Below are 16,882 nucleotides of genomic sequence, written 5' to 3'. Positions count from 1 at the left end.
GGGAGACGCGCGCGAGGGGATGGTCTGGACTCGCGAGCGAACTCCGTGTGCTTGCAACCCCCTCCGGGCCGGGAGTTGCGTGGACACTTCGATCGGCTGCGCAACCGACAGGGCGTACTGGTCTGCGAATGCCGGTGAAGCAGGCGCGGAAAAGCCGTCCGGATCCGGCGACGTTCGATCAGTGCCGACCGGACCGCCGCTTACGGGACAGTTCCGCCTGCGAGATGGTCGGGCCGCGGGTCAGTGATCATTGACGGTGGCGGCGGTGGCGCGCAGGGAACGGACGGCCTGGGTGAGGTCGCCGTGGAGGAGCTTGCCGTTGGCCTTCACGACTTGTCCGGCCACGAGGACGGTGTCGACGTTGTCGGGGTTCGCGGCCGTGACCACAGCGGCGATCGGGTCGCGTTCGGTGGTGAGCATGTTGAGGTCGTTCAGGCGCAGCAGGATCACGTCGGCCTGCTTGCCGGGGCGCAGTGAGCCGGTGCGGTCGGCCAGACCCAGGGCGGCGGCACCGTCGAGCGTGGCCATCTTCAGGACGTCCCCCACGGTCAGCGGGGGGTTGTCGGCGATCTGGCTGGCCAGCAGCGCCGCGCGCATCACGGAGAACATGTCGCCGGGCAGCGAGGAGACCGCGTCGACGCCGAGGCCGACGGTGACGCCGGCGCTGCGCAGTCGGCCGGCCACGGGCGCGCCTACGCGCATCTGGGCCTCTGTGGCAGGTGTGACCGAGGCGGTGCCGCCGGACTCGGCGATCAGCTTCAGTTCGTCGTCGTCGAGCGAGTTCCCGTGCACGTACAGGGTGTTGCCGCGGAGCAGGCCGTTCTCGCGCAGGGCGGTGATCGGCCGGGCGGCGACGGGACCGCTGCTGACGTGGATGGTCAGGGGGAGACCCAGGTCATCGGCCAGGTGCCAGTCGGCGGTCACGGTCTCGATCGGTGAGAACGACGGCCCGGCCGGGGCCAGCGACATGGTGACCAGGGCCTGGTCGTCGGACAGGCGCTCGCTGCGGATCCGGCGTATGTCGGCGGGGTGCTGGTCGCCGTGGAACGGGAAGCCGTAGCCGAACACGGTGCGCAGCCCCGACGTGTGGAGGGCGTCGATGGCCGCGTCGGCGTGCTCGGGGGTGTGCAGCGCGTGCGAGTAGTCGATCAGGGTGGTGATGCCGGCGTCCAAGGCGTCCAGCGCGCCGACCAGGGTCGCGGCGTGGATGTCCTGCGGCCGGAACCGCGGACCGTACTGCCCCAGGACCAGGCCCATGTATGCGCCCAGGTCCAGGTCCGCGGCCCCGGCGCGCACCGCCGTCTGCCACAGATGCCGGTGGGTGTCGACGAACCCCGGCAGCACGATCCGGTCGGTGGCGTCGATCACGGTAGCGCCGTCCGCCGACAGCCCTGGCCCCACCTCGATGATCCGGTCGCCCTCGATCAGGACATCAGTGCCGGGCCGGACGACCGGCGCGGGATCGGTGTCGATGACGTACCCGTTGCGCAGCAGGAATCGGGACTCGGCCATGGCCGCATCTTCCTCTCATAGAAAAGCTTTCTAGAAAGCTACCTTGAAAGCAACGTGCTGGCAACAGCCTTCCTCGTCGGGACGGGCGAAACGGTCGTGAGCCTCGGCGGCGTGGGGGACCGAGCGGTGTGCTCGCTGGTCCAGTTGATTCGATTCCGGCGGGCTCGTGCCCCGTGGACGGCATCATGACGGGGCCGTTCCGCCCGGACGACGCCCCGGCAACCGCCCCCACCGCGGCCGGGATGTGCAGCCGGGTCGGCTGGGTGGCACCACTCCGGCGACCCTCACGACACGGAGGTGGAAGCCGCCGGGTATAAGGCTGACCTGGCGATGGTGATGTGGTCGTAGGACCGGACACCGGAGGACACCGGGCCCAAGGCGGCATCGGCCCCGATCAGGCGGGACCTCCACCACGTCGAACCGAACCTCGACGCCTGACCCGCTTCGGGCCGGGCGAAGCTCTGCTCACCTGCGGGTCAGGCCCAACTCGCCTGCGCGCATGCCGGCCTGGAAGCGTGAGTCCGCGCCCAGGGCGACGAGGAGCTCGGCGACCCTGCGGCGGTAGGTGCGCAGCGACATGCCCAGTGCGCGCGCGGCCGTCACGTCGGTCATGCCGGAGCCCAGTGCGTACAGCACCTCGCGGGCTTTCATGTCGATCCGGGGCCGGTCGGGGTCGAAGAAGGCCGCCAAGTCGGTGGCCGACTCCCACGCGGCTTCGAACAGCGCGTACACCCCGCTGACCAGGGCGGGTTCGGCGCTCATCGTGTACGTACGGTGACGCCGACCGTGAGCGGACGGGGCCGGGGGAGTGGGGTCGGTGAGGAACATGGTTCGCCGGTCGATGAAGACCGTTCCCTGGGGCAATGGGGTGGTGGTGATCCGCACCTGGATGCCGTGGGCGGCCATCTCCCGCAGTATCTCCCGGTCGTGCTCGTCGCCGAGTACGGCGGGACTGTACAGCTTGCGGGCCTGACGTGCTCCATCACGTCGTATCCGCAGGCGGGCGGACTCGCGGGCGCCGGGCCAGGTGTCGAGGTCGCGTGCGGCGCTGACCCATTCCGCGTCAAACAACTCCACCAAGGGCTTGATCCGGGCGCGGAGCTCAAGATCACCTCTGATGGCCATGTGCTGTGGCATGCGTTCATTGTGCCTCTGGCAGCAAGGTGCCACGGCCTCGTCAGCGGGTTCCGGGCCATGCAGGCTGTGCCCATGAGCAATGAATTCCGCCTCGGCGGCGACCTGGCCGTCAACCGTCTCGGCTTCGGCACCATGCGCCTGCCGTCCAAGGAGGGCATGGGCGGTCCCGCCCGCGACCCCGAGACCGGCCGTGCCGTGCTGCGCCGCGCCGTCGAGCTGGGCGTCAACCACATCGACACCGCCGACTTCTACTTCAGCGCCGGTGGTGCGGTACGCGCGAACACCCTGATGCGCGAGGCCCTCCATCCCTACGCGTCCGACCTGGTCATCGCCACCAAGGTGGGCCCCGTCATCCGCGACGGCGGACTCCACCACGCCACCCCGGCCGACATGCGTGGCAATGTCGAGGCCAACCTCGAAGGCCTGGGCGTGGACCGCCTCGACCTGGTCTACCTGCGCATCGGCCCCATGGAGCCCCCGCGCGGTGAGTCCCTCGCCGCCCGCTTCGAGGCCCTCGCGGCGCTGCGCGAGGAGGGTCTGATCCGTCACCTCGGCGTCAGTAACGTCGACGCCGACCATCTCGCGGAGGCCCGCGCGATCGCCCCGGTCGTGGCAGTGCAGAACGAGTTCCACGCCGCCAAGCGCAACGACGTGGAACTGCTGGCCGCCTGCGAGGAGGCCGGCATCGCGTTCGTGCCCTTCTTCCCGCTCGGTGGCGGCCGGGAACTCGACGACGAGCGGCTGGCCAAGGTCGCTGCCCGGCACGGCGCCACCGTGTCGCAGATCGGCCTGGCCTGGCTGCTGGCCTCCTCCCCGGTGACCCTGGCCATCCCGGGCACGGGCTCCCTCTCGCACTTGGAGGACAACATGGCCGCCGCCGGGATCACCCTCAGCGAAGAAGACCTCGCCGACCTCTCGTGACCCCCGGGGGCTGTCGAAACGCCTCAAGGAGAACCGTCCCACGAGCATCGTCGTGATGACGGGCGCGACCGCCGGAAACGGTATGGACGCGGCCCGTCATCTCGCCGGCCGACCCGCGGTTCCCAAACACCGACCGGGGCGCGGTGCCGGTGAGTACGAGGCGACCTTGTCAACCATCTCGTCCACTGCCTGTTGGCGCGACTCTCCTGCTCGCCGTGGCAGACAGCGGACGGCTCCCCGCGGATCGAGCGACAGGGCCGGGTCGTGTGTGGCGACCCGGCGGAAGGCGCCCAGGCGGGTGCCCTGCTGTTGTCCTCGTTCGGCGACTGCCAGCCTGATGCTGCGTTCTCAAGCGAAGGACTGCGCCAAGCCGTGGTCATCGTTCTTGCCGTCATCGCAGTCGCCGTTCCGGCGGCGTTCGTCACGCTCCACTGGTACGCGTGGCGCCGTCTCATACGCGAAACCTCGCTCCCGCGCTCCGTCCACCGGAGAGTCGGGAACGCCGTCTTCGTGGCCGGGCCGGTGCTCACGATCGGTGGGCTGGCGGGCGGATCGGCGGGAGTCCCGTTCGTCCTCCAGCGCGTCATCGCCTGGCCCGGAGACCTGTGGCTGGTCCTCTTCCTGTATCTGCTGTTGGCGCTGCCGGCAGGCGACTCAAGGGAAACTCACGGTGGCCCAGGGGCTCCCACACGCAGACCATCCATCACAAGGTCCAGGAGCAGACCGGACTGGGTCCGCCAGTCGCTGTGGCTGTCCATCTGCCAGATGCCGGCTATGGCGAGGACGAAGACGTCGGTGGTCGCGTTCGGCCGGATGGTGCCGGCCTCGCGGTTGGTGTTGATCAGGAGTTCGATCGCGTCCATGACCAGGGAGTATTCAGGCTTCGCCGGGCCTCCCGTCGCGCTGATCGCCTGGCGTAGTGCGTCGGCCAGACCGGCCCTGGCCATGGCGAAGTCGGCGAGCCGGCTCATCCACTCGCGCAGGGCCTCGTCGGGTTTCCCGCTCATCAGGAGCTGGGGCGCACTGTCGGCGAGATGCTGCACCTCGCGGTGGTGGACCTCGAGGACGAGCGTCTCGCGGTTGGGAAAGTGGCGGTACATCGTCCCTTGCCCGACTCCCGCCTTTTTGGCGATCAGGCTGAGTGGGGCGTCCGCGAACAGTGACAGCTCGGCCAGTGCCACCTTGAGGATGCGCTCGCGATTGCGCTGTGCGTCCGAGCGCTGAGGTGGCTCGCTCTTCGGTTCCACTCGTCCTCCTCCCGGGCATGCCCGGCCTTCCTGGTTGCCAGTCGGATAGTCGTCCACTACTCGCCAGCACCAGGCGATCGTCCGTTTAGGTGACGCCATAACCGGCGACTCGCTCAAACACCACGCGGACTCGGGGCGGCCCTTGCCGTCAACCGCGACGGCAACGCCATCGGATCGGTCTCTGGTGGTTGCATCGAAGACCCGGACCCGACGCACCCGTCAAAACCAAGGGCACCGGCGAGACCGGAATCGCGGGCGCGGCGGCGTGCACTCGCCATATACAGGCCGGTACGCCCCCGTCCGTCCGTGCCTTGACGACCTGACCGCCTGCCGGCCGCATGCCATCGGCGGCTCTCCTCGACTGAGGCTGGCGTTATGGTGGACCTAAGCGGAGCTGTGTCCGTTACCCGGAAACGTATCGGACAGCTATCCGGTTATCAAGGGGTTGTGGGCGTGAGCCCAGAAGGAGGGGGAGTGGCGTCCAGGAGCGGTGGGCCTCAGCGCTCGGATGCGCAGCGCAATCGGGAGCGGATTCTGAAGGTGGCGCTGGCGGAGTTGTCTCGTGCCGCGGATGTCCCGCTAAGTCTGATCGCGAAGAAGGCGGGGGTTGGGCAGGGCACGTTCTATCGCAACTTCCCCAACCGTGAGGCGCTCGTCCTGGAGGTCTACAGCCACGAGGTGCGACTGCTCACCGATGCTGCGGCGGAGCTGCTCGAAACCCGGAAGCCCGACCAGGCGCTGCGTGAATGGATGGACCAGCTTGCTCGCTTCGCCGTCGCCAAGGTCGGCCTGTCGGACGTCATGCGTCAGATCGTCGGTACGGCGGAGGGCTCTGCGCAGCCGGGATACGCCCCGGTGGTCGAGGCGATCGAGGCTTTGGTCTCGGCCAATCACGAGGCCGGCACCATCCGTCCGGGGGTGACCGCCGACGACTTCATCCTGGCCATCGCCGGCATCTGGCAGATCGATGCTCGTGGGGACTGGCAAACCCAGAGCGCTCGGCTCCTGGGTCTTGTCATGGACGGGCTGCGCGCGGGAGCGCCAGGGCGAGGGTGACGACCGGCAGGCCGGCATCTGCGGGATCGGCCTTGCCGCGCGGACAGGTGTCCGATGCGCAGGTGGGCGAGGCCGAAGCGGTCGACGCCGAGGGTTTCGGGTTCCTCACGGTCATCGGCCGCGGGGCGGCGGGATCAGTGGTCTGACGCAGTCCGCCGTCGGGGGTGGCTCCGGTCGGTCTTGGGGGCGAGGGCCAAGCCGGCCGGGAGCGAGTGGAGGGCCTCGCGGGTCAGGGCGTTGGCGGTCTCGCTCGATGGGTCGCCTCGATGAGGGCTGCGGGCGTGTGGTCGCGTGTGGCCGTTCCCCAGGGATCCCGGGGGTCCGTAAGCGCGAAGGTGAAGTCATCGGCGGCCACGTCCGGGTGGGTCGTTCCGGCTCGGCGATCGGTCTTGGGTGGGGGATCTCGCGTCGGCGTGAGCCGGCTGCTGAAGGCCGGGGCGACGTCGACGCTCGGAGCTCAAGGTCACCCTTGCTATCCGGACGGCTGTCCACTAGGGTTCCCCTGGAGGTGGACAGCTGTCCGCTTTGCTCTGTCGGGTTCATGGCTGACCACTGCCGGACGACAGGTCAGGCAGTCACCGGCGAGTGTCGGCATCCGAACTGGTCCCCACTCACGTGAGCCCAGGCCGCCCGGCCCGACGCGGATGTCGGCGTCCTTCCCGCAACGGAATCCACCGGCGCCGCCCACAACCGGCGAGACGCGTGCGGGTGTTCACCAAGTCGATCGAGGAGTGCAGCGTCATGTCCCAAACGCCCGACCTGCCGGACCCCGGCCACAGTCGTGTGGACACCATTGACTCGCTCGACGGCCTCCATGCCGACCTGGCTCGACGGCACAGGGCTACGGAAAGCAGTGGAGCCACAGTCCCCGCCGCCGTGGTCGACGCCGACCTCGCCGTCCTGGAACGCGACGGATACGTCATCCTGGACAACCTGCTCACCGAAGCCGAGTGCGAGGACGTCCGGGCAGCCGTGACGCCCCTGCTGGACAGGACCGGCCGCAATACCTTCGAGGGTCGGCGGACCCAGCGCGTCTACAGCGTCCTCAACAAGACCCGAGCCTGTGACCGCATGGTCGACCACCCGAGAGTTCTGGCACTGCTGGACCGGCTGCTCCTGCCCAACTACCTGCTCTCCCAACTCCAGGTCATCAACATCCAACCTGGTGAGGAAGCCCAGTTGCTGCACCACGACGACGGCATGTATCCCGTACCTCGCCCCCGGCCACCGCTGAGTGCGGCCACGGTGTGGGCCATCGACGCCTTTACCGAGGAGAACGGCGCCACCGTGGTCCTGCCGGGCACAAACCGCTGGGGCGACCGTCAGCCGGCTGACGACGACGCCAGGGTGAAGGCCGTCATGTCACCGGGCTCCTGCGTCTTCTTCGTCGGCACTCTGTGGCATGGGGGCGGCGCCAATGCGTCCGCCGATGCCCGCTTGGCCGTCACGGCCCAGTACTGCGAGCCATGGCTCCGGCCGCAGGAGGCGTTCACTCTGTCCACCACCCGTGACACGGTCCGCGTGGTGTCCGAGGACATCCGCCGGATGCTCGGCTACAGCATCCATCCGCCCTTCCTCGGAATGGTCGACGGCATGCACCCCAAGCGCCTGCTCGACGGCCGCTCCTGAAGGCTCATCACCCGAGTGTTTTGCTCCGCTCCGATGAGCGCGCTGGGACCTGCCCGCACAGGCCGGTCGAGGCCATGCTCTGTGCATGACGGCGCGGTGGCTCGTGCGAACGCCTGTCGTCGAGCCAGGGCTCGGTATGACAGGCGTTATAGGCGGGTGTATTCTGCTGCTCTCTATAACGACTGTCATAGGAGGATGTCGTGACCATCATCACCGTGAACGCACCGAAGGGGCGCCTGAGCCTTGAGCAGCGCCGTGAGCTGGCCGAGACACTGACGGACGCGGTGCTGGTGCCCGAGGTCGGGCAGCGCGCTCCCGCCGCCCGGCCTGGGTTCCAGGTGCACTTCGTCGAGCGCGAGCGGGACATGATGGCTATCGGCGGCCGTCTCCTGGCGGACGTCGACCCGGAGCTCGACGTGATGGCGATCGACCTCGCGGTCATGGATGCCGCCTGGCAGCCGGATGTGCGGGCCGAGGTCATCGAGCGCGTCCTGGCCGCACTGGCGGCGGCCTGCGGACTGGAGAAGCCGTCACCGGCGTGGTGGGTCAACTTCCGTGTGATCGAGGAGGGCAGCTGGGGGTCGTCCGGCGGCGTGCTGTCCGTCCTGTCGCTCCTTGAGAGCGGAGTGTTCACGGAGGAGAGGGTCAAGGCGGTCCGCGCCGCGCTCGGTGCCTGAAGGCCGGAGTCGTAAAGGGGTGGCTCCGATCAGTCCTTGATGGTGGCGAGGATGAGTGCCTGCAACTGCTCCGCGGTGTCGTCGAGGGGCTGGGTGCTGCGCTTGGCGCGGCACATGGCGACGGTTCCCTCGACGGCCGCGACGATGAGCGTCGCGAGCTGTGCCGCCTGTTCGCGTTCGGTGCCGTGCTCGTGCAGCGAGGCGGCCAGCAACCTCTCCCACTCGGTGAAGACGTCGGCGGCCGCCGTGAGGGCGGCGGGTGTCTCGTCGGTGGCAGGTTCCTCGATGGAGACGGCGAGGACGGGGCAGCCGGCCCGGAAGTCGCTGTCGACGACGATCTTGCGCCACAGGGCGAGGAAGGCCCGCAGGCCGGCGACCGGGCCCGCCTCCAGCTCCTTGCGCAGGGCACGGGCGACCCACTCGCCCGTGTAGCGGACGGCCTCGGTGGCCAACTGCTGCTTGCCCTCGGGGAAGTAGTGGTACGTCGAGCCGAGCGGCGCCCGGGCGTGCTTGGCCATCTCGCGGATGCTCGTGGCGTTCAGGCCGCGCCGACTGATCATGTCGGCGGCTCCGGCGACGATTCGCTCGCGCGCCGTCGGGGTGGGCTTGGTCACGTACGTGATCCCTTCTGGCTTCGCTGGCTATAACGATCGTCATAGTCTACCGTGATCGTCGCCTATAGCGACTGTCATAGTCCAGAGTGTCATCGAACGAAACGAAGAGAGGCATGTCTTATGCCGACGATGATCCGTCTCACGGCCCCGGCCGATGTCCTGACCGATGTCTGACCGCACTCGCAGCTCGTCCCGGACCACCGCACCGAGAAACCCGCCGCGCGCCTCCCTCGCCGACCCGTCGGCCACCGACGCCGACACTCCACACGCGCGAGCGACGGACGAGGATCTGGAACACCAGAAAGCGGCCATCACTCGCCTCGGCCGCGAACTGCGCGCTTTGGTGGAGGCCACCGTCCGTACCGCCGCCTCCCCGGAGACCCTCAACCGCGTGGCAGATGACGTCCGTCGGGTCACCGGCCGACTGACGGGACGGCGGCGCGCGCGGGCGGAGATCCCCGAGGTGGACGAGTTCCCCGGGGGGACACGGATCTACAGCCCCGTCGTCGGAGCCGGCAGCCCGCTGGCACCGCCCGTGCACGTCACGTCCACCGAGCACGGCCTGGTCGGTCACTGCACCCTGGGCATCGCCCACGCAGGCCCGCCCGGCTACGGCCACGGCGGCATGAGCGCCATGCTCCTGGACGAACTCATGGGGCGCACCTGCGCGGCAGCCGGAATGGCCGGCCTGACCGTCTCCCTGCAGATGCGCTACCACCGGCCCGTCCCGCTGGAGACACCCCTGCGGATCCTCGCTCGCGTCACCGGCACGGACAACCGCAAGATCTTCGTGGCCGGATCGATCACCACTCTGGCGGACCACACCACAGACCTGGTCACAGCTGACGGTGTCTTCGTCGCCCCCGATCCCCACCGGACCCGCGCCCTGTTCCCCGACCTGTAAATGGACGGTGAGTGAACGCTTCTCGCCGACGAGCCGGCGGACGTGGCCATGTTTCACACGCCCAGGCGGCTTTCCGGTCAGCCTGCGGACGCTCCCCGCGCGTACTCGGTGGACCCGGCCGGGCTTACGAAGCCCGCGGGGCCCGGCGATGGAGAGTTGGTTGGCGCATGCAAATGGAGATCCGGGCCGCTGCGATCCGGGGTATCGATCGACTGATCGACGATCTCGGGGGCGACGGGGCGAGGCTGTTGGCCGATTTCGGCGTTTCGCCCAGCGATTTGGATTCCGAGGACGGACTGTTGCCGACGGCGACAGCCGGGCGGATCCTGCGGAACGCGGCGAAGAAATTGAACTGTCCCGACTTCGGGTTGCGTTTGGCTGCCTATCAGGACATGTCGATGCTCGGCCCGTTGGCCTTGGCGGTCGGCAATTGTGACACGGTCGGGGAAGGGCTGGACTGTGCGTCCCGATTCCTGTTCGTGCACAACCAGGCTATCCGTCTCTCGCGTGAGCCTGATCCCGAGCGCTATGCGGGGGTGGGGGCCGTCGAATACCGGATGTTGCATCCGGACATTCCGTATGAGCCGCAGACGATCGACGCGGGCTTGGGGCAACTGCACCGTATTCTCATCACGATGAGCGGCGGATACGATTTGCTCGGGGTCTATATGCCCCATCCGCCGCTGACCGACGAGTCGTTGTACGCCGAGTTCTTCGGCGCGCCGGTCCGGTTCAACGCCGGCCAGGCCCTGCTGCGGGTGCCGACGAAGCTCTTCGCCCAGCCGATGTCGACCCCGGTCAATCCCGAACTGCGGCGCATGGTCGTGGAGTACTTGGAGTCGCACTACACCGACCCCCGCGACAGTGTCTCCACCATGGTGCGGTCGGCGGTCAGCCGCGCTCTGGGTACGGTTCCCGCGCGGATCGACCTGGTCGCCGAGTGGTTGCACACGCATCCGCGTACGTTGCAGCGACGACTGGCGGAGGAGGGCACCTCGTTCCAGTCGATCCTCGACGACGTACGCAAGAACGCGGCCCACCGGTTGCTGACGAGGACCGATATGCCGTTCTCCCAAGTCGCGTCGTTGGTGGAGTTGGCCGGACAGGCGGCGCTGACACGCGCGGCGCGCCGCTGGTTCGGCAGAACGCCCACGCAGGTCCGCCGTGACGCCAAGGTCGGACCAACACCAAACGGTGTCGCGCAGAGTTAAATTTTTGTCGCCCAAGGTTAAGTGGAGGGTCCGGAACGCCCCGATACTCGGGTGTCATGACGAGTTCCGCAAACCCTTCTTCGCTGCCCGATCACATCGAAGTCGTGATCGTCGGCGCGGGGATCTCCGGAATCGACGCCGCGTACCGGGTGCAGTCGCAGTGTCCCGATCGGTCGTATGCCGTGCTGGAGGCCCGTGAGTCCCTGGGCGGGACGTGGGATCTGTTCCGGTATCCCGGAGTCCGTGCCGACTCCGACATCTACACGCTCAGTTTTCCGTTCCAGCCGTGGACCGGCGGGAATTCCATGGCCGACGGGGGCGAGATCCTCGGCTACCTGCGGCGCACCGTCGAGCAGTTCGGTATCGACCGCCATATCCATTGCGGCACGAAAGTGGTGGCGGCGGACTGGTGCAGTGAGACGGCCCGCTGGACGGTGACCATCGAGCGGACCGAGGGCGAGGACGGGCCGAAGCGGTCCACTGTGACGTGCTCGTTCCTTTTCACCTGCACCGGCTACTACGACTACGAGCGCGGACATGACCCTCAGTTCCCGGGCGTCGAGTCGTTCGCCGGCAGGGTGGTGCATCCGCAGTTCTGGCCCGACGAACTCGACTACGCCGGCAAGCGTGTTGTTGTGATCGGCAGCGGCGCGACCGCGATCACGGTGGTCCCCGCGATGGCGCGCGACGCGGCGAAGGTGACCATGCTGCAGCGCACGCCCACGTGGGTCAGTTCGCTGCCGCGCCGGGACCGGTTCGCCGACAAGCTCCGGCGGCGTCTGCCCGCCGGGTTGGCACACCGGGTCGTCCGGGCTCGGAACGCCGCCTACGCCAACGGCTTCTACCACTACTGCCGACGGTTCCCGGACCGGGCGCGGACGTTGCTGACCACGGCCGCCGCACGGCGGATCGGCGAGGACGCGGTGCGTGAGCACTTCACGCCGCCGTACGCGCCGTGGGACCAACGGGTGTGCATCACGGCTGACGCAGACCTGTTCAAGGCGATCAAGCGTGAGGAAGTCGACGTGGTCACCGATCACATCGACGGCTTCGTCGCGGAGGGAATCCGGCTGCGCTCGGGGGCGGTGCTGCCGGCCGACATCGTGGTGACGGCGACCGGGCTGCGCATGCTGGCGCTGGGCCACATCGACGTGAGCGTCGACGGCAGGCCGGTCGAGCCCGCGCGTCACATGCTGTGGCGGGGCGCCATGCTCAGCGACGTGCCGAACTTCGCGCTCTGCTTCGGCTACGTCAACCTGTCCTGGACGATGCGGGCGGATCTCACCGCGCGACTGGTGTGCCGGATCCTCAATCACATGCGCCGCGCCGACCTCGCGGTGGTCACCGCACCCGCGGAGCCCGGGGTGCCTGAGAAGCCCATGATCGAACTGGCGTCGAGCTACGTCCAGCGGGGCGTCGCCACCTTCCCCCGGCAGGGCGACCGCAGCCCGTGGCGGATGCACCAGACCTATCCGTTGGACGCTGCCGACGTCGCACGCGCGAATCTCCGCCGCGAGCTACGCGGAGTGCCCCGCGCGTCGTTTGCACGGCCCTATGCCGGCTCACCGGCCGGAGACGATCGCCGACCGGGAGGCTGACCGTGGCACACCTGGACGGCGTGTGTGACGCACGCTTCGCGGAGGTGGGCGCACTGCTCTCCGAGAACCTCGACTCGGGCGAGGAGCTCGGTGCCTCGATCGCGGTCACGATCGACGGAGAGCCGGTGGTCGACCTGTGGGGCGGATGGATCGACCAGAGCCGTACCGTGCCGTGGCGGCGGGACACGATCACGAATGTCTGGTCGTGTACGAAAACCGTCACGGCCCTGGCGGCGCTGCTGCTGGTCGAGCGTGGACTGCTGGACATCGATGCCCCGGTGGCCCGGTACTGGCCGGAGTTCGCGGCCCACGGCAAGGAGAGTGTGCTGGTCCGGCATCTGTTGTCGCACACCTCCGGCGTCTCGGGGTGGGACCGGCCGGTGACCGTCGCGGACGTCTGCGACGTACCGACGTCGACGGCCCGGCTGGCCGCGCAGACGCCGTGGTGGCCCCCGGGCACGGCGTCGGGATACCACCTGCTCACCTACGGGCACCTTGTGGGCGAGCTGATCCGGCGGATCGACGGGCGGACGCTGGGCCGGTTCGTCGCCGAGGAGATCGCCGGTCCGTTGGACGCCGACTTCCACATCGGCTTGCCGGACTCCGAATTCGGCCGGGTCGCCGATGTCGTTCCGCCGCCGCCGTTCCGGTCGACGGACCTTGCCGGCGCCGATCCGGACGGCGTGTGGATGAAGACCTGCACCGGCCCCCTCGGCACGGCGGACGAGTCATGGACTCCCGAGTGGCGTCGCGCCGAGATCGGCGCCGCCAACGGCCACGGCAACGCCCGGTCGCTCGCCAGAATCCACTCGGTCGTCGCCTGCGGCGGCACGCTCGGCGGTGTACGGCTGCTGTCGCCGCAGACCATCGAGCTCATCTTCAGACAGCAGTCCGACGGCCCGGATCTGGTGCTCGGGGCGAATCTGCGATTCGGCATCGGTTACGGCCTGCCTTCGCCGGCGGTGCCGTATCTCCCCCGTGGTCGGATCTGCTTCTGGACGGGCTGGGGCGGATCGGTGGTCGTGATCGACACCGAGCGCCGGGCCACGATCTCCTACGTCATGAACAACATGGGCACCGGGCTGCTCGGCAGCGACCGCACGACTCAGTACGTCAGCGCAGCTTTCGCGGCGCTGGAACAGCAAAGGGACCGCCGATCTGTGGTCAGGGAACATTTTGAATCGAAGGTACATCCATGAGTTTCGCCAGTCCCCATGCCGATGTGGAGCTTTCTGATCTCGGGCTGCACGAATTCCTGTTCGCGGGTCTGAGTCCCGCCGACCTGGAGCGGGTCGCGCTGGTCTCCGCGGAATCCGGAGAATCGTTGACGTACGGGTCATTGAAGACGCGCGTCGACGGATTCGCCGCCGAACTGGTGACGCGTGGCATCGGCCCCGGCGACGCGGTGGCGCTGCTGTGCCCGAACACGCCGGCGTTCGCGATCGCCTTCCACGGGATCCTGCGGGCCGGAGCGACCGTGACCACGGTGAACCTGCTGTCCACCGCCGCGGAGATCGCCAGGCAGTTGAGCGCCGCCCGGGCACAAACACTGGTGACGGTGACGGCGTTCGCGTCGGCGGCACAGGAAGCGACGGGCGTGGCCGGGCTCGACGCGGCTGCGATCCTGCTGCTGGACGCCGAGCGCCCGCCCGCGTCCGCCCTCGCCATCGACCCGGTACCCGCGCCTGACCGGTTCGATCCGGCCGAGCGGGTGGCCGTGTTGCCCTTCAGCTCCGGCACCACGGGCGTGCCGAAGGGGGTGATGCTGACCCACCGGAACCTGGTGGCGAACATCGCGCAGCTCGCGCCGGTCCTGGACCTGCGCTCCGACGACGTGGTGCTGGCGGCGCTGCCGTTCTTCCACATCTACGGCATGACCGCGCTGCTGAACTCAACGCTTGCCGCACGCGGCCGTATCGTCACCATGGCCCGATTCGATCTGAAGGCCTTTCTGGAGGCCATCCAGCGTCACCGCGTCACCTACCTGTACATCGCGCCACCGATCGCGGTGGCCCTGGCCAAGCACCCGCTGGTGGACTCCTACGACCTGACGTCGCTGCGGGCGATCGTCAGCGGCGCGGCTCCGCTGGACGAGGAGTTGGGCGCGGCGGTGTCGCGGCGGCTGTCGGTGCCGGTCGTCCAGGGGTACGGCATGACCGAGTTGAGCCCGGTCAGCCACATCGTGCCGGTGGCCGACGGAGGGGTCGCGATCGCCGGTCGCCGCGCGCCGATCGCCGCCAGCGGTTGGCCGGTTCCCAACACGGTCGACAAACTCGTGGATCCTGCGACCGGCGCCGAGATCGACGTGCCCGCGGAAGGGCTGAGCGAGCCGGGAGAGCTGTGGGTGCGCGGCCCGAACGTGATGGCCGGCTACCTGGGCAATCCGGAAGCCACCGCTGCGACTGTCGACGCCGACGGGTTTCTGCACACCGGGGACTTGGCGAGGGTCGATTCCACCGGATGCGTCTACATCGTCGACCGCATCAAGGAGCTGATCAAGTACAAGGGTTACCAGGTCGCGCCGGCCGAACTCGAGGCGCTGCTGCTGACCCACCCGGACATCGTCGACGCCGCTGTGATCGGCGTGGTCGACGCCGAGGGCGAGGAGATCCCGAAGGCGTTCGTCGTCACCGGCAATTCCGCGTTGAGCGCCGAGCAGGTCATGGAATTCCTCGCCGCACAGGTTGCACCGTACAAGAAGGTGAGGGACGTGGAATTCATCGCCGCGATACCCAAATCGTCGGCGGGCAAAATCCTGCGGAAGGAATTGCGGGCAGGGGGCCGTGGGCACGGTCGCGCGTCGGCGGGCCACTCGCCGGTCGGTGAGTGATTCAGCCGGGACCGCCGGTGCGCGGTCGGTCATGATTATAACGATTGTTATATCGCTGAAATTGAGAGGGGTATTCGATGGCCAATCCGGTTGTCGTAGTGGCGACGCTGGTCGCCAAGCCGGGCCAGGAAGAGCTGGTCGAGAAGACGTTGAAGGCGGCGGTGCCCGCGGTGCACGCCGAGCCCGGATGTCTGCGGTATGCGCTGCACCGCAAGGCGGGCGCCACCGGTGAATTCGTCGTGGTTGAGAGGTGGGCCTCCCAGGAGGCGCTGGGCGCGCACCTGCGCGGTGCCGCGATGCGGGAGGTCGGCGCCGCACTGGCGCAGGCGCTCGCAGGCCCCCCGCAGACGGAGTTGCTGGACGCGATCCCCGCCGGCGACCCGGACACCGGCGCCGTCTGACCGCACAACGGGCGACCGGGCCGGCAGGCAGATCGGCCGACCCGGTCCCCCTCCACGAAAACGAGGAGCATTCCCATGAAGAGCCTGATGTTCGTCGCGCCCGGACAGCTGCGCTTCGACGAGGTCGACGCCCCCACCATCGTCGAGGGCACCGACGCGCTCGTACGGCCGCTCGCGGCCACGACGTGCGATCTCGACCACCATGTCATCGGCGACAAGACCCCGTTCTCCGGATTCGGCCCGTTCCCGATCGGCCACGAGTGCGTGGGCACGGTGATCGAGGTCGGCCCCGACTGCACGGACGTCGCGGTCGGCGACATCGTCGGCGTCGCCTGGCACATCGCGTGCGGCACCTGCGCGCAGTGCAAGCTCGGACACACCGCCCGCTGTCTCCTCCACGGCGACGCCCAGTACGGCCTTCCGGTCAACGGGGCCTGGGGCGGGACCTTCGACGAACTCATCCGCGTCCCGTACGCGGACTTCAACCTCGCCAAGCTGCCCGCCGGAGTCGATCCGGTACACCTGGCCTCGATCGGCGACAACCTCGCGCTCGGCTGGGAGACGGTGATGCCGACCGTCGCCGGGATCCCCGACCCGAAGATCGCGGTCTTCGGCGGTACCGGTTCCATCGGCCTGTACTGCGTCGACGTCGCGGTCCACTGCGCCGGCGCCCGCACCGTGTACTACGACGACGACCCGGTCAGGATGAAGGTCGCCGAGCAGCTCGGCGCCGAGGTCCACGATGTCCACGGCAAGCGGGAGAAGGACTTCCACCTCGCCGTGGACGCCAGCTGCGACCCGGAGCGGCTGCGCAAGGCGCTGCTTTCGGTCATGCCCGAGGGCTACGTCAACAGCGTCGGCATCTACTTCGACGACGTCCAGCTCCCGCTGCTCGCCCTGTACCAGCGCGGGGTCCACTTCCACAACGGCAAGGGGCACGCGCGACCGAACATGACGCCGACGCTCGAGGCGGTGGCCTCCGGGACGCTCCATCCCGAGCTGGTCACCAGCGGAATCCACGGCTGGGACGAGATCCCCGACGTGCTGACCTCCGACCGCGCCGGCCACAAGCCGATCTTCGTCCTGGAGAACTGAGGCACCGGGACCGTCGGTCCGTCGCGGCGATCACCGCTCGAACGGAGGCG

General features: G+C 68.7%; 15 protein-coding genes and 1 pseudogene. 12 read left to right on the top strand and 4 right to left on the bottom strand.

Translation table 11 applies throughout. The annotated features are described in order from the left end of the window. Window positions 1-240 precede the first annotated feature (240 nt). Both JIX55_RS04500 and JIX55_RS04495 read right to left on the bottom strand, forming a co-directional pair. Window positions 241-1,512: an amidohydrolase family protein gene (locus tag JIX55_RS04500; protein ID WP_257561916.1), complete on the bottom strand. Its 1,272-nt coding sequence runs from the start codon at window positions 1,510-1,512 to the stop codon at window positions 241-243. A 465-nt stretch (window positions 1,513-1,977) separates the two neighbouring features. Further along, window positions 1,978-2,649 (bottom strand): DNA-binding response regulator, encoded by a 672-nt coding sequence (locus JIX55_RS04495; RefSeq protein ID WP_257561915.1) that lies wholly within the window; start codon window positions 2,647-2,649, stop codon window positions 1,978-1,980. 72 nt (window positions 2,650-2,721) lie between these two features. Between JIX55_RS04495 and JIX55_RS04490 the strand changes: the two genes are divergently transcribed. Next, a complete protein-coding gene (locus JIX55_RS04490; protein ID WP_257561914.1) occupies window positions 2,722-3,570 on the top strand; it encodes an aldo/keto reductase in 849 nt (282 codons plus the stop codon). A gap of 665 nt (window positions 3,571-4,235) precedes the next feature. On the opposite strand, the gene JIX55_RS04485 is transcribed toward JIX55_RS04490, so the two are convergent. Then, window positions 4,236-4,817: a TetR/AcrR family transcriptional regulator gene (locus JIX55_RS04485; RefSeq protein WP_257561913.1), complete on the bottom strand. Its 582-nt coding sequence runs from the start codon at window positions 4,815-4,817 to the stop codon at window positions 4,236-4,238. A gap of 120 nt (window positions 4,818-4,937) precedes the next feature. Here JIX55_RS04485 and JIX55_RS04480 point away from each other — a divergent pair. From JIX55_RS04480 to JIX55_RS04465, 4 genes and pseudogenes are all read left to right on the top strand, one after another. Beyond that, window positions 4,938-5,015 (top strand): annotated as a pseudogene (locus tag JIX55_RS04480) (XdhC family protein); the annotation flags it as partial. Between the two features lie 276 nt (window positions 5,016-5,291). Then, window positions 5,292-5,873: a TetR/AcrR family transcriptional regulator gene (locus JIX55_RS04475; protein WP_257561912.1), complete on the top strand. Its 582-nt coding sequence runs from the start codon at window positions 5,292-5,294 to the stop codon at window positions 5,871-5,873. Window positions 5,874-6,614: 741 nt separating this feature from the next. Beyond that, window positions 6,615-7,502, top strand: coding sequence for a phytanoyl-CoA dioxygenase family protein (locus JIX55_RS04470; RefSeq protein WP_257561911.1), 888 nt, complete (start codon window positions 6,615-6,617; stop codon window positions 7,500-7,502). A gap of 200 nt (window positions 7,503-7,702) precedes the next feature. Continuing rightward, window positions 7,703-8,179 (top strand): tautomerase family protein, encoded by a 477-nt coding sequence (locus tag JIX55_RS04465; RefSeq protein WP_257561909.1) that lies wholly within the window; start codon window positions 7,703-7,705, stop codon window positions 8,177-8,179. Window positions 8,180-8,208: 29 nt separating this feature from the next. On the opposite strand, the gene JIX55_RS04460 is transcribed toward JIX55_RS04465, so the two are convergent. Next, on the bottom strand, window positions 8,209-8,793 hold the full coding sequence (locus tag JIX55_RS04460) for a TetR/AcrR family transcriptional regulator (protein WP_257561908.1): 585 nt from the start codon (window positions 8,791-8,793) through the stop codon (window positions 8,209-8,211). A gap of 166 nt (window positions 8,794-8,959) precedes the next feature. On the opposite strand from JIX55_RS04460, the gene JIX55_RS04455 reads away from it, so the two are divergent. The 7 genes from JIX55_RS04455 (at window position 8,960) to JIX55_RS04425 (ending at window position 16,832) form a co-directional block, all read left to right on the top strand. After that, on the top strand, window positions 8,960-9,697 hold the full coding sequence (locus JIX55_RS04455; protein WP_257561907.1) for a PaaI family thioesterase: 738 nt from the start codon (window positions 8,960-8,962) through the stop codon (window positions 9,695-9,697). Between the two features lie 167 nt (window positions 9,698-9,864). Continuing rightward, the gene (locus JIX55_RS04450; protein ID WP_257561906.1) at window positions 9,865-10,908 is read left to right on the top strand and encodes an AraC family transcriptional regulator; all 1,044 of its coding nucleotides are present in this window, start codon (window positions 9,865-9,867) and stop codon (window positions 10,906-10,908) included. A 56-nt stretch (window positions 10,909-10,964) separates the two neighbouring features. Beyond that, a complete protein-coding gene (locus JIX55_RS04445; protein ID WP_257561905.1) occupies window positions 10,965-12,506 on the top strand; it encodes a flavin-containing monooxygenase in 1,542 nt (513 codons plus the stop codon). A 2-nt stretch (window positions 12,507-12,508) separates the two neighbouring features. After that, window positions 12,509-13,705 carry a serine hydrolase domain-containing protein gene (locus tag JIX55_RS04440; protein ID WP_257561904.1) on the top strand — a complete coding sequence of 399 codons (1,197 nt, stop codon included), beginning with the start codon at window positions 12,509-12,511 and terminating at the stop codon, window positions 13,703-13,705. Then, on the top strand, window positions 13,702-15,336 hold the full coding sequence (locus JIX55_RS04435) for an AMP-binding protein (RefSeq protein ID WP_257561903.1): 1,635 nt from the start codon (window positions 13,702-13,704) through the stop codon (window positions 15,334-15,336). The genes JIX55_RS04440 and JIX55_RS04435 overlap by 4 nt, the downstream gene beginning before the upstream one ends. 77 nt (window positions 15,337-15,413) lie before the next feature. Continuing rightward, the gene (locus JIX55_RS04430; RefSeq protein WP_257561901.1) at window positions 15,414-15,737 is read left to right on the top strand and encodes a putative quinol monooxygenase; all 324 of its coding nucleotides are present in this window, start codon (window positions 15,414-15,416) and stop codon (window positions 15,735-15,737) included. A 75-nt stretch (window positions 15,738-15,812) separates the two neighbouring features. Continuing rightward, window positions 15,813-16,832, top strand: coding sequence for a zinc-dependent alcohol dehydrogenase (locus JIX55_RS04425; protein ID WP_257561900.1), 1,020 nt, complete (start codon window positions 15,813-15,815; stop codon window positions 16,830-16,832). Window positions 16,833-16,882: the final 50 nt, after the last annotated feature.

The organism is Streptomyces sp. DSM 40750, from assembly GCF_024612035.1.
Taxonomy (GTDB): Bacteria; Actinomycetota; Actinomycetes; order Streptomycetales; family Streptomycetaceae; genus Streptomyces.
This window is presented reverse-complemented; position numbering and strand designations above follow the sequence as displayed.